Consider the following 24,545-nt stretch of genomic DNA (forward strand, 5'->3'; position numbering starts at 1 on the left):
CCAGCCTGCGGCAATGCCTGCCGGTATCAATTCGCCGGTGATGGCGAAATGCGGACACCCGGCGCACCACTGAATTCGCAAGAACGGACACTTGTTTTTAGCAAAATTTGAGATAAAATAAAGATGCAGTCAGTCCTGCGGGGCATATACGGAGCAGCAAGCCCATGCGTGTTGACGCAGGAGCCGCATACAAAAAGGAATCATGAAGGGCCATGGCCCTTCATGCGTGGGTTACACCCACGCATGATTTCCCTCTGTCATAGGAAACCCAGACAACTGCATAGAGAAGATCCGGCTTTTGTGGCAAATGCGCGACCCGTTCCGGAGTGCCGGAGCGGACACGCATCCTTGTTCGGCTGAACAAGGGAATCAGGTGAAATTCCTGTACATGTTTTGCAGCAGGAACCGCAGCGAAAGCGGCGGCGACGTGCAATTCCATAGCTGTGATTGTGAAGTATATCCGTTTTCTGTGAAAACGGGCCACTGAGGAAGCCTAAGGGGGCGGAGGGCATGCGCAAGTCAGAATAACAAGGACAAGCAGACAAAGAGAGCGGGTTGTGGGAAAGTTCAAAACTTATCCTACTTTTTGTGAGCATGTTTTGTGGATTACCGGGTGAAACAGCTTTGTGCTGTGTAGCCCAGTACTTTTTTGAGAATTGATCTGGCTGTGGCCAGGTGTGTTTTGATGCAATCAAAGCATACCAATATGCTTTAAATAATGTAGCGATTAAAGGAAAGAGGGTCGAGTGCTATGAAAAAAATCATTCGCAGTGTTCTGTTGCTCGTATTGTCGCTGACGGTGCTGCTTATACCAGCTCTTGCGGCCGACTGGCCGCAGTTTTTGGGAGATCCGGGGGCGCAGGGAGTATCCGACGGCCACAGCGCGGTCAGCGGCGCAGATCTGATGCTGCGATGGGAGAAGAATACCGGAAACACCTGGGATGATGTACCAGGGACTCCCATTGTAATGGGAGATTTTGTCTATTATTACAGCTCTCAATATCTGAGAAAACTGGATCTGGCCACGGGGGAAGAAGTGAAAACTGCCAGGATTTATGGCGAGCCGGTAAACCAGTTTTTTATTGATATCGCTTTCGGCGACGGTATGATTTTTGTGCCCTGTCAGGTCAACAATCTGGACGACGGTACCGGCGTGAACGGCTGCTTTTTCCGTGTGTTTGACGCCGACACGCTGGAACAACTTTATGTTACAGAGTCCATAGCCACCGGACAGATGCAGTCGCCAGTTATGTACCATAATGGTTATTTTGTGACTGGCACCTATGGCCGTAACGGCGTTTACGCCTGCTTCACAGCAAAAGATGAGGATACCGCACGCGGCGATGAGGTGAAAAAAGCAGAATGGATTGTGGAATCTGACAGCAAATACGGCTTCAGCTTCAACGGCGCGGCGTTTGTGGGAAAGCACTGCTATTTTGGCTGTGGCAGTACGCTTTATGTGGTCGACTATAAGACCGGCGATACACGTACCTTTGATATCGGCGAAGGTTATGCGATAAAATCCACCATTACATATAGTGCTGAGACCGAGAGATTGTATGTGGCTTCCAATCATCCCACAGATGGTGCATCCATATTCTCCTATGCGCTGACTGCTGCTGGAATGCCCGATCCAACGACGGCGTTGGAGTGGGTATCACATACAAAGGGCGGCGGCACACAGTCCACGCCGGTCGTGCATAATGGCCGGCTTTACATCGGCGGCGGCGGGTATACCATGGGCTCCGCAGAGCCATTTCATGTGATTGATGCGGAAACCATGAAGGAGATCTATTCTGTTCCCATTCTGACTAAGGGATCCGCAGGCATTTCTACGGCATATGCCACAGACGAGAACGGCCAAATGATTTATCTGTATCTGGTCCCCTATGCGCCTAAGGATGAAACAGTATCTCAGATGTGGATTTTGACGGACCGCCAGGGACAGACAAAACCGGAATATGAAATTGTGGATGGGATCGGCCGCAGGCAATACTGCTCCCAGAGCGTGATCGTTGCGAAAGACGGCTCCCTGATTTGGTATAACGACGCAGGACGGATTTACTGCTATGAGAACGCGGCAAACATGGAGCCCGGCATATTTCGCGATACAAAGAACCACTGGGCAAAGGACCAGATTGCGTTGCTGGCAGGCGAGGATATCCTCAATGGAACGGGAGACGGCTATTTCTCCCCGGAGACGAAGGTGACCCGTTCCCAGTTTGTGCAGATGCTTTCCAAATTCTCAGGCGAAGATTGTTCTGCATATACAACTGATGAGTTTGCTGATGTCGGTTCCGGTGACTGGTATGCTCCGGCGGTTGCTTGGGCTGTTGAGCATGGGATTACCACAGGCAGCGGAAACGGACTTTTCTCGCCCAATGCACCAATCACACGGCAGGATATGGCGGTTATGCTCCAGCGGTATGTGGAGAAAGTAGCCAAGGAAGAGCTGCCGCAGGAAAATGCGATACTGGAGTTTACAGATGCATCGTCCATCGCAGTCTATGCGAAAGATGCGGTGGCAGCAATGCAGACGGCCGGCATCATCAATGGCATTTCCGACGGCGGCAGTTATCGTTTTGCGCCTGAGGCTCAGGCCACCCGCGCCCAGGCTGCTTCCATGATTGCGGGGCTATATCATGTGCTTTACGGACAGGATTGATTATTTTTATGAAGAAAAAGCAAATCAGAGCCATTGCGATTGCCGCAATTGCTTTGGTGTTTTTGGGACTTGGGATTGCACAACTAAAGATCGAACCGGCCGAGAATAGTGTGCCTTCCACATCGCCGGGAACGCTTTCTGATAAACCTGATGATAAGCAGCCGGAACTCTTCGATGATGCGCAGCAGCCGGATGACGTAGACCAGCCTGCTGAAGCTGAAAGCTCAGATAAGGTTGAGCAGTCTGCCGGGGTTAAGCAGCCGGAACAAGCGGAGCAGCCCGCTGTGATTGAAGAACCAGATCCGGTTGAACAGCCAGAACAAATAGAACAGCCGCCTGTAATTGAAGAACCAAAGCAGCCGGAACAGGCACCTGTTGTTGAGGAGCCGAAGCAGCCGGAACAACCAGCAGAGACCGAATCTCCGGCGCTGCCTCCTGAACCCCCGGAGGAATCAGTGATTCATACCTGTACACTGGAGATTCGGTGCGATACAGTGGTGGATACATCCAAGCTAGAGAACGAGGCGGTGATCCCCTATGTACCGGCAAACGGGGTAATTCTCGCCACAACAGAGGTGGAGTATACACCGGGCGAGAATGTGTTTGAGGTTCTCAAACGTGTGACTCGCGACCAGGGTATTCAGATGGAGTTCCGCGATGATCCGCTCTATAGCGGCGCGTATATTGAGGGAATCAATTATCTCTATGAATTCGATGGTGGAACATTGAGCGGCTGGATGTACAAAGTCAATGGTCAGTTTCCCAACTATGGTTGCAGCCAGTACTTTGTAGAGGATGGCGATGAGATCGTCTGGATGTACACCTGTGATCTTGGACGCGATGTGGGAGATAATTCCACATGGTGACAGATGCGTATTCTGTACGGGAGGGACTGGGAGAGGCTGCGGCATTTTACCGCAGCCATCCTCTGCTGAATTTCTCCTATTTTGCCATTGTTATTGGCGTTACCATGTTTGCCATGCACCCGGTTTTTCTATTGTCGTCTTTTTTTATGGCATGGTGCTATTCTATCCTGTTAAGGGGCATAAAGGCAATTCGATTTAACTGCTTAGTTTTAATTCCTGCAATCTTGCTGATGACGTTGTTTAATACGCTAAACGTTCACAACGGTGTGACGGTGCTGTTTTACCTCAATGACAACCGCATTACGCTGGAAGCGATTATATATGGTCTTGCTTCTGCAATCATGCTTACCAGTGTCATAATTTGGTTCAGCTGCTTCAGTGTCATAGTCACGGCAGACAAATTTATTTATTTATTTGGCCGCGCTGCACCGGTTTTGGCGTTGACGCTCTCCATGATTATGCGTTATATTCCGCTGCTGCAGCACCGATTTCGAGAGGTGGCCGCAGCGCAGCGATGCATGGGAAGGGGACTCAAGGGTTCCTCTTGGATTAAACGCATCCGGCAGTTTGGGAAAGAAGTATCCATTTTGATTGCGTGGTCACTGGAGGCATCCATTGAAAGTGCTGATTCGATGGAGGCGCGTGGATACGGCCTCCGTGGCCGCAGCAGTTTTCATCTGTTTCGCTTTGCCGGCGGTGAGAAAGTATTGCTGGCAGCCATCCTGCTTTTGGGCGGGGCGGTTGTGGCAGCCTGTGCAGCAGGAAGTATGTCAATCTACTATTATCCAGCCATTCTTCTGCCGCGCTTTACGGTTTTACAGTGGATCAGTCTGGCAGCGTATCTGGGATTGATGTCCATTCCCATGGTGCTGGATATGAGAGGAATACACGAATGGAAATTATCTCATGCAGCCATGTGAACTTCGCTTATCCAGGATGCGAAGAAGATGTATTGAAGGATGTGAGTTTCTCCATCCGGCGTTCAGAATTCGTGGTGCTTTGCGGCAAATCCGGGTGCGGCAAGAGCACCTTGCTGCGGCATCTGAAAAAGAATCTAATGCCATACGGAAAACTGGAGGGGCACATTCTGTACTGCGGTGAGGAAGTGGAGAATCTGGACGACCGCGTCAGCACTTCTCAGATCGGTTTTGTTCAACAAAATCCGGACAACCAGATTGTTACCGACAAAGTGTGGCATGAGCTGGCGTTCGGGTTGGAAAGCCTGGGGCTGGAGAGCCGCATTATGAAGCAGCGCGTCGCTGAAATGGCCAGCTTCTTTGGAATTCAGACATGGTTCCGCAAAAATGTCAGCGAGCTTTCCGGTGGGCAGAAACAGCTTTTGAATTTGGCATCCATTATGGTTATGCAGCCCAAACTCCTGATATTGGATGAACCCACCTCGCAGTTAGATCCCATTGCGGCTTCGGATTTCCTGGCTACGCTGAAAAAAATCAATACGGAGTTAGGAACAACGATCCTGATTTCCGAGCACCGATTGGAAGAGCTGCTTCCGATGGCGGATCGTGTATTGGTTATGGAGCACGGACAGCTTGCCATTGACGACGGGCCCCGGGAGGCGGCGGCTCTGGTTGCATCGGGTGTGTGCAGGGAAATGTTTTATGGACTTCCGGCGGTAGTAAAGATTGCGTCCGCGGTAAAACCAGAAGGCAGATTTCCCCTAACCGTGCGGGAGGGGCGCTTGTGGCTGGAGGAATGCCTTGGACAGCCGGGCCATGAGACGCCGGAGAAAAACAAGAGACCGCGACTGCGGCCTCATACCGTAAAATCAGCGCAGAGTACGAGTATGCCAAGCGTGGTGTCGATGCATGATGTATGGTTCCGTTACGGAAAGACTTCTTTGGACACGCTGCGCGGCGTCGAATTAGCAGTACGCGAGGGTGAGCTGTTTGCCATTTTGGGTGGAAACGGTGTGGGAAAAACAACGACTTTGAAAGCGCTTACCCGGCTGGTCAAGCCATACCGCGGCACGATTGAGATCCGGGGTAAGCGGCTGGAAAAACTCTCGGATATGGAACTGTTCCACCATGGACTTGCAATGCTGCCGCAAAACCCGCAGGCACTGTTCACGGAGATCACCGTCCGTGAGGAATTACTCGAAGCATTGTCCGATGAAAAACTTCCGGAGGATGAGCAGGCAGCCCGCGTGGCTGAGATTTCGAGAGAAATGGAACTTGACTCCCTGTTGGAGACGCATCCTTATGACCTCTCCGGCGGCGAGCAGCAGCGGCTGGCTTTGGGAAAAATTCTGCTGCGCCAGCCTGCGATTCTGCTGCTGGACGAGCCCACCAAGGGATTGGATCCCTTTTTTAAGCGAACGCTGGCCGATATCTTCAAGCGGTTATGCCAGAGCGGTATGACAATACTGATGGTAACGCACGATATTGAGTTCTGTGCCGAGTATGCAGACCGGTGCGCCCTGTTCTTTGACGGTGAAATTGTTTCCTGTGGGACTCCGAAAGAGTTCTTTTCGGGAAATAGTTTTTACACCACCACGGCCAACCGAGTGGCGGGACAGTGGTTTCCAGATGCCATCACATGGGAGGAGGTAGCGGCTCGATGCGGCGGGGATATCAAATAAGTCAGGTAGAGACCGCCCACCGCAAGCGCACTGCCGTTTCATCGCTGCTTATTTTTATAGCGATTCCAGCGGTGATTATTCTGGGGTTCACATTATTCAACGACCGAAAATATATCCTGGTCAGCTGGATGATTTTGGCTATGACTGTTGCACCGTTTTTTATGGTATTTGAAAAACGGAAACCAAAGGCGCGTGAAATCGTTCTGATTGCCATGATGTGTGCCCTAACGCTCTGCGTGCAGCTCCTGTGCCGTATGACCATTGCAATCCGCGCAGGAACAGCAATTATAATTGCCAGCGGAATTGCGCTGGGGCCGGAGGCGGGTTTTCTGATCGGCGCCCTGTCCAGGTTTGTACTGAATTTTTATGAAGGGCAGGGACCGTGGACGCCCTGGCAGATGTTTTGCTGGGGACTGTTGGGCTTCCTGGCCGGTCTGGCCTTTAACCGGGCCACGGTGGAAAAACTCAAGTCCAGGGATTTTAAGGTGGTGATGGGACCGCTGCTGTGTGTGGTATTTGCGGTCCTGACTGCCTACCTTCTTTACTTGCTTTTCCCACCGGTAGACAACGGCTCTTTTCTAGGCTGGCGCTTATATGTTTTCGGCGCCATTGGTTTACTGCTGGGCGTATTGGTACAGCGGAAACGCCTTCCGGTAGACGACATCACCTTGACTGTTTTTACGTTTTTTACAACGTTTATCATTTACGGCGGGCTGATGAATATCTGCGCCATGGTTACCGCGGCCAGTATCCCGGGAGGAAATGAGATCAGCTGGGACACGATGAAGCTGCTTTACATCTCCGGCGTGCCCTATGATGCAGCGCATGCCGGTTCCGCGGCGATTTTCAACTTTATCTTTGGGGATAAAATCATCAGGAAATTGGAGCGAATCAAGCTGAAATACGGAATCTATCGGTGAGGAGTGGATGCATGACAGTCTTTATCACAGGTGGGTGCAAAAATGGGAAATCCACTTTCGCTTTGCAATGTGCGCTGAGCCTGTCAGAAAGACGCCCGCGTTATTATGTAGCAACCATGGAGCCCCCATGTGACGCCGATGAATTGGAGCGGATACGCATCCACAGAGCGGCACGGGCGGGCAAGGGATTTGTAACCCTGGAACAGGGACGAAACTTGCCTGTTTGCTTGGAACAGGCGGATCATAGCGGTGTTTTTTTGCTGGACAGCGTCACGGCGCTGCTGGCCAATGAGATGTTCCCCACCAATGCACAGCCTGATGAGACCGCGACAGAGCGTATAGCGGCTGATCTGGGGACTTTTCTCGGCGCCGTGGAACATGCCGTCGTGGTCAGCGATTATCTGTACGGAGATGGAATTGCTTACGATCCTGTGACCGAACGATATAGGCGAGGCTTGGCATACCTGGATCGGTTCCTGGCAGAGCGTTGTGACTGCGTTGTGGAAATCTGTCTTGGGCGTCCGGTCGCTCATAAAGGCCGCCTGCCAGCGTTGGAGGGAAAAACATAATGGATATCATCATTGGCGGCGTCTATCAGGGAAAGCTGGATTATGCAAAAGCGCAATTCAGCTTGACTGATTCTGATGTGTTTTTCTGCAGCGAATGTCCTGTGCTCGACTTGACGAAGCGATGTATTTACGGCTTTGAACAATACCTGCGGGCTTGTGCGCAAAGCAGCATCCTGCCGCAGACGGAATATCCGGCGGAAACGGTGTTGATCTGTGAGGATATTTTTTGCGGCATCGTCCCGATGGAAGATTTGGAACGCAAATGGCGCGATTTAGCCGGTCGTACTCTCACTGTTTTAGCTTCCAAAGCGAACACGGTTACTCGTATTTTCTGCGGGCTGCCGCAGCAGCTGAAACCATAAATAAGACGATCATCAAAAAAAGAATATCATGGTACTATCCTGCCGGGAAACTCCCGAAGGGCGGAATGGGGTGAAAAGCCCCGCGAGCGGGTCACTGTGATGCCTCCGGAGAGAGGATAAGTCAGATACGCCGGACAGTATCTTTGTACCTGCCTGCACCGGGACATGCGCGACAACTGCCGGACTCCCGGCAGTTGTTTTTGCATCTTTGGTACAAAAGCAATCCGCACCTATATCATACCATGTGCGGTTTATATAAATTGAAACACATGAGCTAAAAAGGAGGATTATCACACATGAAAAAAAGAGTCCTATCTCTGCTGCTTGTGCTAGTTATGGCGGTCGGCATGCTGCCCGTCAGCGCCATGGCAGCAGAAGGGGAACCGGCGCCAGCGCCGGTCTTTCAAACGAATTTGAAAGAGCCGGAAGTAACGTATTACAGCGACAGTTCCATTCGCGCTCTATCAATTCAGATAACAAAAGATGAAGCAAGTTATACGAAAGACACATTGGAGATAAAATGGCAGAGCTCTAATAGCGGAGAAGAAGGGAGCTTTTCGGATGCCAAAGATGGTGTGTTCAACTTCTTGCTCTCGAGCAGCTACAAACCGGATATCCAGCCGGGCGAGACCAAGTATTACCGGGCAAAGGTAACCAATAACGGCCTTGGAGAAGGCATGACGCCCACAACGGTATATTCCGCAGTGACAAAGATTGTGGTTTTAGAGGAAGCGGCGCCAATTCCGGCGAAGCTTACCTTCCAACCTGCAGCAAAGCTGGCTGGAGAGGAGGGGAATTATACCACCGAAGCTGCCGGGGATATCAATGCGGAAGTGAAAAATTATTGGGGCGGCGACGAAGTAACCAACATCAGCACCGGCAATGTGAGCAATGTATCGATCAACAGCTGGGATACGGTCAAATATGACTTCACGGGCTGGCTGATGCAGGGGCAGGACGGCCTGCAGAAACTGCTTTCCATGCATGACAGCACAGAATATTTGGAGGTGCTGAAGGTTGCCGACGAAACGGCGTGGGCAGCGTATGTGAGTGCCTCTGATCTGGTTGTGCAGAGCTATATCTATACAGGTACACCAAATACGTATGCACTGCGTTTTAATACATCGGTCGAGATTCTCAAGGACTTCTCCATCACACCAGTGTTCACGGAGAAGGCAGCGCCTCAGCATACCTTGACGCTGGAACGGGCGAAGCACGGTACAGCTTCCTATATTCGCGAGGGGGAAAGCGAGACTTACACGCTGACTGCCGCAGCCGATAAAAACTACTTGTTTGCCCGCTGGGAGCAGTCTGCCGACAACGGCAGCACATGGACGCCCGTTGAAAGTAGCACCGCAAAAATGCAGGTTACGCTGGCTGCCGATACCTCCTATCGGGCGGTCTTTGTTCCCATTTCCATTGAGGAGATGAGCTTCGCCAGCTATTACCTTCCCTCTTCGGGAGACAACTGGACAGTTCGTCTGGATGTGGAAATGAGCGCGAACTTACAGGAAACCACCCCGTTTACGGTCAATGTCTATGAGGGCAGCAACAGCACTGGAACTCTGTTGGAAACTGTGCAGGTAGATGTATATCGGGGTTCCGCAAAGCGCACGATTGAGGTGGATTTGACCAAGCGGCCCAGCTCGGATACGACTCCCATCTATGTGACTGCCACGTTGCTGGGCGGGGAACCGGTAGGTGCGAGCAGGACTCTCTGCGGCACGTTGGATATGGAGCAGACAAGCCTTGAGGTGGACTGCGTCGCGGAGACGTTCATGAAGGACTCCGACTACGGGTATTTGCAGTTTTCCGCCACTTGTGAACCCAATGCGGTCATCACATGGTCGGGCGGTAATGACGAACTGGGGCAACCCGGTCAGGCGGGCACCGCCGTGATTGAGGCAGATACAGGTAAGGTGACCTTTACCCGGTTTTACAGCAATAATTCAAAGACATTTTATGCCGATGCTGGGGACGGACGTGTTGGCAAGATTGTTGTTTCTTTTATAAGAGGCAAGGATGTCGTGAAATTGGGTGAAACGGCTCTAACTGTTCTTGCAGGCGAGACAAACGAATACGCTTACAAGAGCACATTGCCCAAGCTCAAGGAAGCACAGGTTAAGGTGACATCTTCCGACGAAAGCATTTTTACTGCTGCGGTTACGACAAAAGAAGTGCCGGGGATGTTTTTCCCGGAGGTAGTCCTTGATAAAGTTACCATTACCGGCGTGAAGGCAGGAACGGCCGAACTGAGCATCGCGCTGACGAACGGCGGCGTTTGGACGTGCCCTGTCACCGTCACCAGCAGCGACATCGCCGTTGAGGGTATTACTGTAACTCCCAAAACCGCAGAACTCAATGTGGGCGGCACAACGGTGCTCTCTGCCGTTACCGCACCGGCCACTGCCGCTGTTACCGTGACCTACTCCAGCTCGAAGGAGGATGTGGCCCGGGTAAACGCTAATACCGGCGTGGTCACTGCAATCGGCGCAGGCGAGGCCGTTATTACTGCGACAGCTACCGACGGCAGCGGAAAGACCGTCACTGACACCTGTGTTGTCACCGTGACGGATGCTGCCTATACTGTGAAAGTTTATGTACCAACTGCGGCAGGGACTGCCGCGTTCTATCCCACTACCGGCTTTGACACCGCTGGCAGAGATACTTTTGCGGAAGAGTCCGCCATCGCCGCTGCTTCCGCTGTTGAAGGAGACTACACCGTTTATACCATGTCTCTTGAACCGGGGACCTACTCCTTCCGGGGCACGAGTTCCGGCGGCCAGAGCATGGGCGGCGGCTGCTTTGCCATTCCGGAGGCAGATACCGCTGCCGGAACGCGGGATGTGAGCATCTACCTGCGTCAGGTGGAGTTCTCCGTTACCAACAGCGAAATCACGGCGGACGACCTTACCCTGACGGTGAAAAACACGCTGGGAACGGTCACGCTGGGAGCGGCCGGTGCCAATGCGTCTGGACAGCTGAACTTCTCTACTTTGATGTATGCCAAGGGCGGCACAATGTTGTACTCTGTGACGGCCACGCCGAACGAGGATTATATGCAGTCCAATCATGTGGGCGTTTTGGCGCTTACACAGAGCATAGAGCAAGGCACAGATACCCAGAGCGTATCCATGACGTTGCCTGCTGCGACGGCTTTGACGCTCACCGTGCCTTCCGGAGCGAAGGCTGAATTGGCCATTGCCTCTCGTTACCAGGGTGTAGCCCATGTGCCTGTTGCCGCTGTTGGCCAGCCCAAGACAGAGGCTGGGAAGGATACCTATAGCTTCCTCATTGGAAAAGGCGTCTATGAATATCGCGTCAGCGGAACAGATTATGTCACGTATATTGGCACTACCCCGGTAGACAGCGACACGGTGGCCATAGAGGTCACCGAAGCACAGCTGAAGCCCGCAGGAAAAACGGCAGCCACTTTGGACCGGGATACTAAGTCCAATGGCGGAGCCAATGTGGGCGATATTCTGATGAATAACAATACTCAGGGATATCTGAAGCTGAATGCCAATGCGACCTACCAGCTCTCTCCCATGCGTCAGTGGTGGGGCAGCAATGCTACATGGGAAATGGGCGGAAATTATTACATTCTGGAGCCCGATTTCCACTATACAGTTGTGGGATTGGATGGTCAGCCGAACAGCAGCGTGATCACCGTAGACGAAAACGGGAAAATCTCCGCCGTGGGCGCTGGCACAGCCATTGTTCTCATTACCTACGATGCTATGACGGTGAATTACCACGACGGCGCCAAGGTGTCCTATGATAACTATGACCCCAACGGTTTCTTCGGCGCTATCTGGCCGGAGAACACCGGTGTGCTGGTCGTCTCTGTGGATGCCGCCGCCAGCGGCATTGACACCGGTTTGGTAATCAACACAGATAAGACGGTTTCGGATAAGCTGGACGGAGTGGCTTTGGACGCCGACTACGATGTCATCTACTTCATGGATGAGCAAGGCGAGTATACCTTTACCCCGGGCGCAGGGGTTACCGCCGTGTCTGTGGCCAATCCGACAATCAGTGATGGAAAGATGAGCTTTACCGGATTTACCGCTCTCACCGCCGGTCAGGACGGCCGGTATACGGTTCCGTTGACGGAAGGGCGCAATATTGTGAAGGTGGACAGCGCCAAGGGATCGGAGTATCAGGTCATTACAGCCAAGCAGGTCGATGTGACCGTCAACGGAAAGCCGCTGGAAGATGCTGTCCTTGTCCCCGGTGAGAAGGTCAGCATTCAGTTCGACACGCTCTATAACCCGGTCAACCGGATGTATGCCTATAACACCAGTGCGGCAGCGGTATATTTTAATGTCAGCGGCTATGAGGGAAAAAGTGCCGGCAATGGCCGCGGCGGCTATGGTTACTACTTCTTTGCATCCAATCCATACAATCAGGTCGTGGAGCATCTTGTCTCGGCCGGGAAAGATGATTCGGGATACGGCAACTCCATGGTCAATGTGGGCGATGAACTGACTGTTCCGGCAGATTTTGATGGGGATGTCTTCACGCTCTCCAACGGCGCGTTCAATGTGGGCGGCTTTTCTCACTATAAGTTCGGTGAACACCGCACAAAAATGGGGCAAAGCACCAGTGGAATGTCCGCCAATATGCTCTCTTATTTCGGGCAGCTGCCGGACATCTCTATCCCGGTTGGAGGAAAGTTGGACAGCATCAATGTGACAACGCAGCCTGAGATGACGGAGTATTGTATCGGTGATGTGTTTGACCCTGCCGGTATGAAAGTGACGGCCACCTATCAGGGAAGCGAAGGGAGCTTTACCAAAGAAATCGATGGCTACACCTACGATACCGTCGCGTTTACAGAGGCTGGCACGAAAACAATCACCATCAGCTACACCCATGGAGGCGTGACAAAGACGACTTCCATCCAGGTTACAGTTAAAAATGCCACATTGGAGAAAATAGAGGTTACCACTCCGCCTAATAAAACTGCATACAGTGTAGGAGCGGCTTTTGATCCTACCGGCATGGTAGTTACTGCCACCTATAGTGACGGCAGTACCAAAGCAATCACCGGGTACACTTACAGCCCTGAAACCTTCAGCGCAGGCGACAAAACGGTCACCATCACCTATGGCGGAAAGACTGCGGTTGTGGATGTGCAGCTCGGCTTGGTGACCCAAATTGCCATTACTACACCGCCTGCCAAAACTACGTATAAGGCTGGAGAAGGATTCAGTCCGGACGGCATGGTGGTTACCGCAACTTATAGCGATGGAAGTACAGTCGTTACCACCGACTACAACTATACGCCCTCCGGGAAATTGGCTGTGGGTGACTCCGCTGTAACAATCACATACACGGGCAGCGATGCAGACAGCACTTTGCAGCCTGTGACGCAGAGGATTACTGTTACGGAATCCTCCGGCGGAGAGGTGGATCCTGATTACGACTCCATTACCGTCACCATCTCCTATAGTGATAAAGGCGAATTTGTCACCGGCGTGGATGGTACCGTGCTATGCAATGCACCTGTTACCGTCTATGATAAAGATCAGGACGGACGCTATACCATGGGAGACGCTTTTGCCGCACTGCATGAGATGTATTACTCTGGCGGTGCATCAGGTTATGAAGAAATAGACACTGACGGCGGCGGTTGGGTCAATAAATTCTGGGGTAATCGTTCAGGTAACATTTCTTATGTCCTGAATCACAGTTGGGTTAACGGACCTAAGACGGAAATTGAAGGTAACGATAAGCTTGCAGTTTATGCATATAAGGATCTTGTTCAGTATTCCGATCTTTATACTTGGTTTGAAGAAGACAGTTATAATGCATCCGTTGGTACTGAGAAAGTCTTTACGGTTCATGGCATCAATGTCATGAACAGCAGCGAGAATCGGGACAGCGCGGCAACTCCGGTCAATGCTGCTGTTACCGTATATGACGAAGACGGCCGCGTTGTTTCGGCCATGGCTACAACGACGGACGAGAACGGTCAATTTGTGTTAACGTTCGCTTCTGCTGGCACCTACACAGTTGAAATCAGCGGAACCTGTGATTATACCTGCGAAGCGTATGGCGGATCTTCCGGGACATCTTACACGGACGCAACTGTTGTTCCGTCCCGTTGTGAGGTTGTTGTAAGCGGCGGCAGCGGCGCGCCGGACGGTGCGACCGGCGAAGATGACAAGAAAGCGGCGGATAAAGTCGCAGCGCTGATCGACGCCATCGGTACCGTCACCAAGGACAGCGGCAAGAAAATTGAGGCGGCCCGCAAGGCTTATGATGCGTTGACCGGGACACAAAAGAAACTTGTCGGCAATTACTCCAAGCTGACCGCGGCTGAGAAAGAGTTTGCAAAACTAACTGGAAGCCTGCCTTTCATGGATGTGCAGAAGCATTGGGCGCTGGAAGCAATCAAGTATGCTTATACCAACGATCTGATGAATGGAGTCAGCGATACCGCGTTCAGCCCCGACAGCACGCTCAACCGCGCCATGCTGGCTACGATCCTCTATCGCCTGGAGGGTGAGCCTGCCGTTAAGGGTAGGAATACCTACGCCGATGTGGCAGCTGATACCTGGTACACCGACGCCGTCATCTGGGCAAGCGAAAACGGGATTGTAACCGGCTACGGAGAAGGCAAGTTCGGGCCCACCGACAACATTACCCGGGAACAGATGGCTGTGATGCTGTACCGGTATGCGGAGTATAAGAAGTACGACACAACAGTGGCGGGTATGTCAGTGAAAGAATACGCGGACTACGAAGCGATTTCGGAGTGGGCGCTTGAGGCGATGGCTTGGGCCAACGCGGAGGGCCTCATTACCGGCCGCACCGCTTCGACCATCGTCCCCAGCGGCACAGCCACCCGCGCGGAAGCCGCTACCATCCTTATGCGCTTCCTGGAGAGCGCGGCGGCAAACAAATAAATAACCGATGCGAAGTCTGTGAAATTCAGCACGGGCCTGTCCCCGCCGTATAGCCGGCAAGCATCTATCAAAAGAGCAGACAGGTGGGCGAACCGGGCGGTTCCATCCCCGCAAGGGATGGGCCGCCCTTTCCTCTCCGTGACGCAGGGCGGACAGAAAATGCGAAAAGCTATTCATGGGATGGGTGCAGACCGATAACGCTTCCGATGAGGCTTGACATCGCTGAATTCGCAAGAACGGACACTTGTTTTTAGCAAAATTTGAGATAAAATAAAGATGTAGTCAGTCCTGCGGGGCATGGATGGGGCAGCAAGCCCATGCGTGTTGACGCAGGAGCCGCATACAAAAAGGAATCATGAAGGGCCATGGCTGTGTTTGTCAAACGAAAATGTGAGCAAAAGGGCCCCAAAAAAGTGAGCACCTTCAGCACCAGATTTCATGTCGTGAGCAATGTTTTTCCCAAGTACCAAATGCTCACCTTTTGAGTACCCGGAAAGATGAGGGCCTTTTGCAAGAGTGAGTGCCCTGGGGGCCTAATGCTCACATCGGTCCCCCGGAGGCCAAACGCTCGCATCGGTGCCAATAGGGGCCAAGTGCTCACATCGGTGCCCAAAGCCCTTTTGCACTAATTTTGAGTACCCTAAGTGTATGCTCTCTGGCGGTTTAGGGACTGGGTAAGCCGGTAGCTTTCCCCAGAGAAAATCACAATATGGCTGTGGTGGATAAGCCGGTCAACGAGCGCCGCAGTCAGGCGGTTGTCCCCAAAGACAGTGTTCCACTGAGAGAACTCCAGGTTTGAAGTAATAATCAGGCTCTTGCGCTCGTAGCAATCGGAAATCACTTGGAACAGCAGTTCAGCGGCATCCTTGTGCAGAGGGACGAAACCAATCTCGTCAATCACAACAAGCTCTACCTTTTTCAGCGTACCCAGGTAGTTGTTCAAGGTCCCCTTGGTGTTCTTCTCCAGCAGGATGTTTGCCAACTCCGCCGCAGTAAAGAAGCGGACACGCCGCCCCTCCTGGCAGGCTTTCAAAGCAATAGCCGTAGCCAGATGGGTCTTTCCCGTCCCAACGCTCCCCATAAAAATCAGGTTTTCTTTTGGGGCAAGGAACTGGAGGTCGGTCATGTATTCCTATGTCAAGCCGCCAGGAAGTTCAATGGCGGAGTTCCACACAAAATCATCCAGTGTCTTCATCACCCGGAAACCAGCCGTCTTTACCATGCGGTTAATCCGGTTGGCCTCTCGTTCCTGTAATTCCAGCGTCAAGAGGTCGGTCACATATTGCTCGGTATTTTCGTAGGGGACGCTCCGCCAGCCTTTCGCCATGCCGCCCAGCTTCACTTGCCGCATGAGCTGTTCAATCTGTTCAGCCATGAGCCTCACCTCCCATCAGGCCATCATAGGCTGAGAGGTTTGGATTGTAGTTCAGCAATGGGGCTCCGGAGAGTTTAAGCGGATCTGGGCGGTACTCCTTCTTGGCAATCATGTAATAACACTGCCGCAGGCTGTCCACATCGGCCCGGCCATTGGCGGCTGCCATTTCCAGAGCATCATCACAGAACTCAGAGTTTCCGTCAGCAACGATTTCGCTGAGAAGTTGCAGGGCGCTCTTCCGCTCTTTTCCCTTGGTGGAAGCAAGATAATCCTGCCACCGTTGCGGCATTTGGTGGAAGAAACGGGTATGCTCAATCGCTCCTGGCTTTTTGCAGAGGGTGGACATATACTGCGTCCAGTCGTAGACCTCATCATTGGTCTTGTAGCTTCTGGGAAAGCGTCCAACCGGTCTGTGGTCGTGGTAAAACTCTACATGGTCATAGAAGATTTTGGCCTGTACTTTTTCGCCGGCCAGCATGGGAGATAGCCCGTATTTATTCGTCTCAATCGTTGCGAAGCCTGTTTTACTCACGGTAAGCGTCGTGTAGCGGAACACAGAGAAGGGATACTGCGGCAGCTCTAAAAGTGCCGCCTTGTCCTCTTCCCAAAGTTCCCGGATGGGAACCTTGTGCTTGTAGTGGAGCCGGTCAGCGTCCTTTTCGCACCACTCCAAGAGCTGTTCATTAAATTCCTCAAACGAGGTAATGACTGGGACCGGGACAAACGCATTGCGGCGGCTGTAACCAACCTTGTTCTCTACATTGCCTTTTTCGTTGCCGGAAGCCGGATTGCAAAAATCAGCTTGGAAACGGTAGTGGAGCATAAAGCGGGTAAAGCCGTCCGTAAGGACACGCTCACCATCTTTTAGTACCTGAGCAACCGCCGTGGTCATGTTGTCAAACCGCAGCCTGGGAGGGACGCCGCCAATGTGCTCAAAAATCCGCTTCATGCCTTCCAGCAGGCACTCTTGGTTTTGAGACGGGAACGCTTGCGTTACTCCGTTGTTAGAGCCGGGGAATGAGATCGTCAGCGCATAGAACGGAAAGCGTTCTCCGGTAGCGGCCCATTCGCCTTCCGCAAGGCCAAAGTCCACCTGTCCCCAGCCTTTGGGGTGCTCCAGAGGGAGATAACCGGCACTCAGAGTTTTCATGACATATTTTTTCTTGCGGACATACTTCTTCACGGTGGAATAGCAGCCAGTAAACCCATGCTCATCACACAGGCGGTGGTAAATCCGCATTACTGTATGGCGCTGTTTCCTGGGGGCCTTTCGGTCCTCCTCCAGCCATTTATCAATGATGGGGATGAAGTCTTGCAGCACCGGATAGCTCTGTGGCTCAATATCCGGCAGATTGTCCTCGCTCCAGTTTTCCTGGTAGGCGTACTTGCGGACAGTCTCAAAGCTGTGGCCGGTTATGCGGCATATTTCCCGCAAACTTGCCTCTTCATTTTCGTAGAGGTCTTTGATATACTTGATTTGAGCCATTCGTAACACCTTTCTGCTACCCCCTTATGGTTATCCCACCTAAAGGGTAGCGTTTATTTCAGGTGCTGACAATGGCTCTTTTTATTTGCCATTGGGGTGCTCACTTTTTGAGTACCATTTGCTACATTTTCATTTTACCGAAAACAGCCATGGCCCTTCATGCGTGGGTTACACCCACGCATGATTTCCCTCTGTCATAGGAAACCCAGACAACTGCATAGGGAATATCCGGCTTTTGTGGCAAATGCGCGACCCGTTCCGGCACCCCGGGGCGGACACGCATCCTTGTTCGGCTGAACAAGGGAATCAGGTGAAATTCCTGTATATGTTTTGCAGCAGGAACCGCAGCGAAAGCGGCGGCGACGTGCAATTCAATAGCTGTGATTGTGAAGTATATCCGTTTTCTGCGAAAGCAGGTCACTGGCGGCTGTAATGGCTTAGCCGGGAAGGCTGCGGGTATGCGCTGGCGGGGATGGCCCCGCCTGAACACATCAGTCAGAAGACCTACTGAGAGCTCACCCCCGACGGTTCGGGGCTGCTCTGACAAGAATGCCAGGACGCGGCGCGGGAAGAGCGCGCCGGCAGCCTCCCCAGAGGGACAGGAGCGGATGCATCCAAACGATGCGTTCGCTTTTTTGCGTTCCAGGGAGGCATCGCCGAAGGGGCGCGCCCCTTCGGCGTCAGAGGGGTCCCCTCTGACGCCGATAACCCTTGCCGGCCGGATAACCCCCTGCGCGCGGCCGTCAATGCGGCGCTGCGGCAGGGCCTTTGCCCGTTTCCGTATGGCCGATCCGCGGCCGACAACTGAATAGCCACATCGGGAGAGCATATCCGTTTCCGGGGAAGCACGCGACGACAGGAGCGTGCCAAGGGCGGAAGCACGCGGTCTACGTCGCGGCGGGCGGGAGCGCAGGAACCGGTACCGGGGATGTGGCGGGAAGTATTCAAAAACAATGTGGACGGCGCGCGTTGGAAGGCGGCCGTTCTTTGGAACAGGGCGCGGGCGGATCCCACCTCGCACGTCCTGACATAACGCTACCTTGAATTTGAAGAGAAGATAGGAGTTGGTTCAGTTATTATGATGCAAGAATATCACGCCGATGGGACAGATACGGGAAGGGCCGGGACAAGAGAACCGTCCCGGAGGAAAATGGTGGGCAAAATTGCCCACCGCGCCCTCGCACTATTGCTGACAATTTCTTTTGTGGTTGGCCTTATGCCAGCGGCCTGGGCAGCGGCGGACGGGGTGACAGTTACTGGCGGAAACCTAATGAATTCCATTGATGATACTGGAAATTCCCTCGGTTACACGTACATCATTGAGGCTACTGATGATGAAATATCAGTAGAGTTTACAGATGAGAATTTTCTGGATACTTCAAGTGCCCCTCTTTGCCAAATAAATGAAGACTATGAAACAATTGAAGTGAAAAAGTATTCTTTTTCTGGAAGCAACACGGTTGCTTTTTCATTGAATGGGCTCCAGACGGCCACCCCGGCAGCAGTTGCAGGATATTTGTCAGGAAAGAGCGATTTTGTTTTTTCTGGCATTGATTTCTATATCGTATATGTATATACACAAGATCAGGAGATATTCACGGCGAATTTTCTGATATATAAAGCATCTGCCAGTGAAGAGCCGGTTAATGCGGACGCCTTGAAATCTGCAATTGACAGCATCCCTGTGAGCGGCTACTATACTTCAGACGACCGCTACAATGGCAAGGATGCCGATACTATTACAAACAGCCAAGGCAGCTTTTGGGCGGAAGTTCAGAGTATCGCGGACGAAGCCAATAGAGTTTATACAAGTGCCCTGAATGGCAAAGCAAATCAAAATGCAGTTGATGAACAAACTGACAAATTGAACCAAAACGACCCGGGCAGCGCGCTGTCGCAGGCTCTTGCCAAGTGTATCCCCACCACCCAGGTCAACGCCACCGGGCTGTACGAAACGCTTGAACGGCATGAGGATGCTTACACGGGCGGCAATCCAAATCCTTCCGGCAGTTCCTATACTGATGCAAGCTGGGAGAACTTCACAACGAACTATGAGAATGCAAAGGAACTGCTGGATTCCCTGTTTTACCAAGAAGGTGATGCCATTCCGGAGGGGAAAGAAGCCGGCGATGCGACACCTGCAAACACAACAGGGCGGCAACGTGATTTGGAAAACGCTGCCGCAGTGTTAAACGCTGCAAGGAGCGACCTCTTTCTCACGGATTATGTGGAAATCCTGCCCTTATGGCAGAGCGCGGCAGACTGGCTGCTGGAGCAGCAGGCAAAACTCACTGCGGCAGATTATACCCCTGACAGCTGGAGCGCATGGTACAATGTGGAGGACAAGGACGAGAACGGCATTGGCGACGGAGCCTATCAGGTGCTTTCCGCCCTTGATCCATCATCGATTAGCACCCAATCTGCGTATACAGCCTACACCCAGGCTGTGGCCGCGGCCTCCACGGCCTACTATCAGCTGGAGGACGCAGGGGGATCTGTCGCCGTCCATGTCCGTGTGGCGGATAGTTTTGCCGCCAGATATCCGCAATATGCACTGAAAGACCCCGACTCCGCCGCTTTTGATGGGACGGTCACGCTGACGGATGACAAGACCATCGGCAGCCTGCTGGATGCTATAAAATTTGACTTCACACCGGCTGAATCAACGGGTAACTCCACTGTTTCCCCCTGCCTTATGGCCTATGTCAACGGCACGTTGGTTGTAGACCGGGATGCTTCTTTCTCACGCTGGACAGGATTGCTGATAAATGGGAATGGGATTGAAACCGGTGTTGCTGCTGTGGAACTGCATGACGGCGATGAGGTTGTCCTCGCAAGAGTACCGGCGCCAAATTATAAGTATTACACCAGTACCATTCCAGCAGCGCCCTACGAAACATATCGCTCTTACGTTTCCCAGCTGGAAATCAGCGGCGGGGATACCATGGAGGCGGAAGGCGGCGCGGAATTTTCTGTGCAAGTCACCAAGACCAGCGCTGTGCCGGAGAGCGGTAATTGGGGGAACCCCCTGTCGGCGGGCAATGCCACCATCTTCCTCAGCGAGGCGAAAGAAACTGCCGATGAAGCAAAGGCGGCTGCCGCCTATGAAAACACCGGTGTTGTGACCAGCTCTGATGGTACGGCCACACTCAGCCTGTATAAGGAAGGCTGGTACAAGCTGTTCGTGGCAGATGTCCGCGATCAGACGCCGGCGGAAACCACAGACCAGACAAGCTATACCGGAGGCGAATTCCCCGGCCTGGCTGCAGGCGATTCTGTGCTGCTGCATATTGTCACGCCCAGCGACCCAGCCTCCGCCGTGGCAACACTGCAAAAAGAACTGGATGCAGTTTACAACGCCTATGAGCAGGCATTTTACTCCGAGGCGCAGTGGGAAGAAATTACCAAGACCTATGAAACCGCTTCCGCAGCGATTGCTAGCTCGGATCTGCTGGCAGATGCCTATGAAAGCCAACAGGCTGCCATCACTGCCATCCAGGCGGTGCAAGACGCAAATCTGGAGGAAAATGAGCGGGTCAACGCCCTGATGACTGGATACCTGCAGTATCTTCCGTCTGCGGAGCAGGTTCTGGAGGGAAAATTCTATCAATCAGATGCTGCGCGCATGGAATGGGCTAAGTCGCTGTATAACGGCATGACGGAGTATCAGAAAGGGCAGCTTACTGGTTTGCAGATGGCACAGTGGAACGCCCTCCTGAGCGCCTATGGGGCAGATGGGAGCGGCCTCCCGGAAGGCCCTGGTTTTACCCTTACCATCGAGGCAGATCATGGCGGCAAGTTCGCCGCTTGTGAGGTTAATGCTTACGCCCGGGACAAAGAAAACAACGGAACTGAATTTATCACCGTTACAGAAGGGCGTGATCTGCTGGAAACAGTAGGAACTGACGACCAGGCAGAATTCACATTTGGCAGCGGAAAGAACCAGGATAATATCATTGAATTCCAATTTGCCATTCCCGACGGCGCCAATATGCAGCTGGTGAGTGTGGAGAGCAGTGGTCCGCAGCCATACTCAGTCCGGGAAAGACCTTGGGATTCTTCGGGAGGGGAGGCATACACTTACTCTTTTCTTAACCCACGCTGTGATTTCACGATTACGATAAACACCATCACAGAGGGGGATCTCTCCTACAGTAAGCTGACGGCGAAAAACGAGCTGACGGAAGCCTACAACGCCTACTCCAAGACAGCCTACACGGCTGAAAACTGGAGCAAGCTGACAGCATTTTACAACGATGGACTGGCGGCTATTGATGCTGCTGAGGACGAGGAAAGCATTGCATCGGCAAAGAACGCAGCCATTGCCGCTATGAAGACGGTGGAAGAAGGGTTCCTGGTAGATGAAACCGTCGGAGAGCTGGGCAGCGTCCATGTAATCATTGAGAACACCACCTATTCCGGTGCGCCTGACTCGCTGCGCGGTACATTTGTAGATGCCTATGTGGCGCTTAATCATGACAGCACCATGATGAGCTGCATTACCGCCGCGCTAACTCGCGAGGGTTACGGATGGGAAGGCACGGGCGGAAGCCAGGGCGGCGTGAATGATCCCGGCATCACCTACATCTCCGCAATTACCTATGGTGACGACAAGCTGGAAGAGTTTGACGGGAAGAACACATCCGGCTGGATGGGAGTCCTCAACGACTGGTTTACCAATGAAGGCTTCGCCTCTTTCAGCGCTTCGGCCCAACAACGGGATTACCGAATTGTAGACGGCGATGAAATCCGCGTCATGTTCACGCTGGAGGGCTATGGCGCGGATTTGGGCGGCTCCTGGTCGAGCAGTGATACCAGCCTGGCGGATCTTGAGGTAGATGGCGGAACATTGTCCCCGAGTTTTGACGGAGATGTCCTGGAATACGTCCTGGTCGCCAACGGCAGCCGCGTATCTGTAACACCCACTGCTGCGAACAAAAACTATCAGGTCAAAACTTTCCTGAATGAAAAAGTTGTTGAACGAAATGTAGATTTCTACCGCCGGGGCGAGTCGATCCCGGTCAAGGCCGGCGATATCATCTACATCGGCGTAGGTGAGCCGACATGGTTGTCCATGAACAACCAGGAAACGGAAGCCATCAAGTATACCGGCACCTGGTACACCATCAAGGTCATGGACAGCAACAGCGCGGAAAGCGTCGTTGAGCTTATCGACGCCATCCCCACCATCACCTACGCCGGCTATAAGACGCAGGCAGAAGCGGTGAAACTGGCTCGGGACGCCTATGATGCCCTCAACGCGGAAGCCAAGACCAAGGTTACCAATTTGAACAAACTGACATCGGCGGAAGAAGCAATCCAATTCTACACCGAGATTGACGACGTCAAGGATCTGCTGTCCAAGATCCCCTCTGTAAACAAACTGACCACTGCGGACAGGGGGATGGTGCAGGCCGCCCGGAATGCCTACGATGCGCTGGATGAGGATCAGAAGCTCTATATCACCATCGCCGATGTGGAGAAATTCAACGCCGCGGTGGAGTGGATGGAGGAACACGGCAGCAGCATCAGCGGCGGGACCATCGCCGGCGTCGAAGAGATGCCGGAGGAAGTCGGGGAAACCGGCGGCGGCTCCATCACCATCACACCGGAAGCCTCTGTGAACAGCAAGGGCGAGGCCACCGCCAAGGTGGACGCCGAAACGGTGGAACAGGTGCTGGAGCAGGCCGCTGAGGACGGCAGCATCTCCACCATCGTGGTGGCCCCCGAGATCGACGGGGACGCCTCCAAGGTTACGGTGGAGCTGCCGAAGTCATCGGTCAGCGACATCGCCGGCGACAGCCTGGATCTGACGGTGTCCACTCCCATCGCCGGCATGACCATCCCCAGCGAGGGCCTGTCTGAGCTGGCGAAGCAGAGCGGCAGCACCGTGTCGTTCACCGCGGAATCGGTCACTGTGACCGGCGCCGGCGGCAGCAAGTCGGACGCCATCCGGCTGGATGTGGCGGTGAACGGCAAGAGCGTGGATACCGTGCCCGGCGGTCTGACTGTGACCGTCCCCGCCGCAGACGCCGGCAGCGTGCTGGTGCTGGTGGCGGAAGACGGCACGGAAACCATCATCCGGAAATCCGTCACCGCGGACGGAGAGGTCGCCGGCCTGGTGGACGGCCCCTGCACCGTGAAGGTGGTGGACAACGCCAAGACGTTCACGGACACCAGCGGGCACTGGGCGGCGGACGCCATCGACTTCGCCTCCAGCCGCGAGCTGTTCAACGGCACCAGCGCCACGGCCTTCTCCCCCAACGAGGAGATGACCCGCGCCATGCTGGTCACGGTGCTCCGCCGGATGGAGGACGAAGCGGAAACCGCGGCGGAGAACGCCTTTGCGAACATCCCGGACGATACCTGGTACACCGATGCGGTGATCTGGGCCAGCGAGAACGGGATCGTCAACGGCGTGGCGGAGGGACACTTCGATCCCGACGCCAACATTACCCGGGAGCAGCTGGCGGCCATGATGTACCGCTACGCGGACTTCCTGGGCATGGATACCGCCGCATCCGGCAGCCTGAGCCGCTTCCACGACGGCAGCCAGGTGTCCCCGTGGGCATCCGACGCCATGAAGTGGGCGGTCAGGAACGGCCTCATCTCCGGGAAGAGCCCCACAATTTTGGATCCCAAGGGCAACGCCACCCGCGCGGAGGTCGCGACGATCCTGCAGCGGATGACCGCGCTCATGGTGAAATAAGCGCATCCCCCTAAAAAGGGCGCCCGCAGCCTGCCATTGTGACTGCGGGCGCCCGGACAAAAATGAATACCAGATAA

The 24,545-nt window shown here is 53.4% G+C and carries 12 protein-coding genes and 1 riboswitch; of the genes, 9 read left to right on the plus strand and 3 right to left on the minus strand.

The features are described 5' to 3' along the window. The first annotated feature begins 751 nt into the window (after positions 1-751). From WMO45_RS03670 to WMO45_RS03705, 8 genes are all read left to right on the plus strand, one after another. Entirely contained in the window at positions 752-2,665 is a 1,914-nt protein-coding gene (locus WMO45_RS03670) for an S-layer homology domain-containing protein (RefSeq protein WP_155151116.1), read from the plus strand. An 8-nt stretch (positions 2,666-2,673) separates the two neighbouring features. Next, positions 2,674-3,531 carry a DUF4430 domain-containing protein gene (locus WMO45_RS03675; RefSeq protein ID WP_155151113.1) on the plus strand — a complete coding sequence of 286 codons (858 nt, stop codon included), beginning with the start codon at positions 2,674-2,676 and terminating at the stop codon, positions 3,529-3,531. Then, positions 3,525-4,451 carry an energy-coupling factor transporter transmembrane component T gene (locus WMO45_RS03680; RefSeq protein WP_155151110.1) on the plus strand — a complete coding sequence of 309 codons (927 nt, stop codon included), beginning with the start codon at positions 3,525-3,527 and terminating at the stop codon, positions 4,449-4,451. Before WMO45_RS03675 ends, WMO45_RS03680 begins: the two co-directional genes overlap by 7 nt. Continuing rightward, entirely contained in the window at positions 4,424-6,130 is a 1,707-nt protein-coding gene (locus WMO45_RS03685; protein WP_155151107.1) for an ABC transporter ATP-binding protein, read from the plus strand. Before WMO45_RS03680 ends, WMO45_RS03685 begins: the two co-directional genes overlap by 28 nt. Continuing rightward, complete coding sequence (locus tag WMO45_RS03690; protein ID WP_155151104.1) at positions 6,109-7,050, plus strand: ECF transporter S component; 942 nt, start codon at positions 6,109-6,111, stop codon at positions 7,048-7,050. Before WMO45_RS03685 ends, WMO45_RS03690 begins: the two co-directional genes overlap by 22 nt. 11 nt (positions 7,051-7,061) lie before the next feature. After that, on the plus strand, positions 7,062-7,619 hold the full coding sequence (locus WMO45_RS03695; RefSeq protein ID WP_155151101.1) for a bifunctional adenosylcobinamide kinase/adenosylcobinamide-phosphate guanylyltransferase: 558 nt from the start codon (positions 7,062-7,064) through the stop codon (positions 7,617-7,619). Continuing rightward, positions 7,619-7,981, plus strand: a complete 363-nt coding sequence (locus tag WMO45_RS03700; protein WP_155151098.1) for a bifunctional adenosylcobinamide kinase/adenosylcobinamide-phosphate guanylyltransferase — start codon at positions 7,619-7,621, stop codon at positions 7,979-7,981. Before WMO45_RS03695 ends, WMO45_RS03700 begins: the two co-directional genes overlap by 1 nt. Before the next feature lie 296 nt (positions 7,982-8,277). After that, on the plus strand, positions 8,278-14,898 hold the full coding sequence (locus tag WMO45_RS03705) for an S-layer homology domain-containing protein (RefSeq protein WP_186918807.1): 6,621 nt from the start codon (positions 8,278-8,280) through the stop codon (positions 14,896-14,898). 640 nt (positions 14,899-15,538) lie between these two features. Here the strand turns inward: WMO45_RS03705 and istB are convergent. From istB to istA, 3 genes are read right to left on the minus strand one after another with little or no spacing between them, the layout of a single operon-like run. After that, on the minus strand, positions 15,539-16,024 hold the full coding sequence (gene istB, locus WMO45_RS03710) for an IS21-like element helper ATPase IstB (protein WP_087397874.1): 486 nt from the start codon (positions 16,022-16,024) through the stop codon (positions 15,539-15,541). Positions 16,025-16,030: 6 nt separating this feature from the next. Further along, positions 16,031-16,273: a hypothetical protein gene (locus tag WMO45_RS03715; RefSeq protein WP_155151092.1), complete on the minus strand. Its 243-nt coding sequence runs from the start codon at positions 16,271-16,273 to the stop codon at positions 16,031-16,033. Continuing rightward, on the minus strand, positions 16,266-17,759 hold the full coding sequence (gene istA, locus WMO45_RS03720) for an IS21 family transposase (RefSeq protein WP_155151090.1): 1,494 nt from the start codon (positions 17,757-17,759) through the stop codon (positions 16,266-16,268). Before istA ends, WMO45_RS03715 begins: the two co-directional genes overlap by 8 nt. Positions 17,760-18,009: 250 nt before the next feature. After that, positions 18,010-18,285: riboswitch (cobalamin riboswitch) on the plus strand. A 1,338-nt stretch (positions 18,286-19,623) separates the two neighbouring features. Between istA and WMO45_RS03725 the strand changes: the two genes are divergently transcribed. Continuing rightward, entirely contained in the window at positions 19,624-24,468 is a 4,845-nt protein-coding gene (locus WMO45_RS03725; protein WP_195309171.1) for an S-layer homology domain-containing protein, read from the plus strand. Positions 24,469-24,545: the final 77 nt, after the last annotated feature.

Origin of the sequence: Flavonifractor hominis, from assembly GCF_040095835.1 — a bacterium.
GTDB lineage: Bacteria > Bacillota > Clostridia > Oscillospirales > Oscillospiraceae > Flavonifractor > Flavonifractor hominis.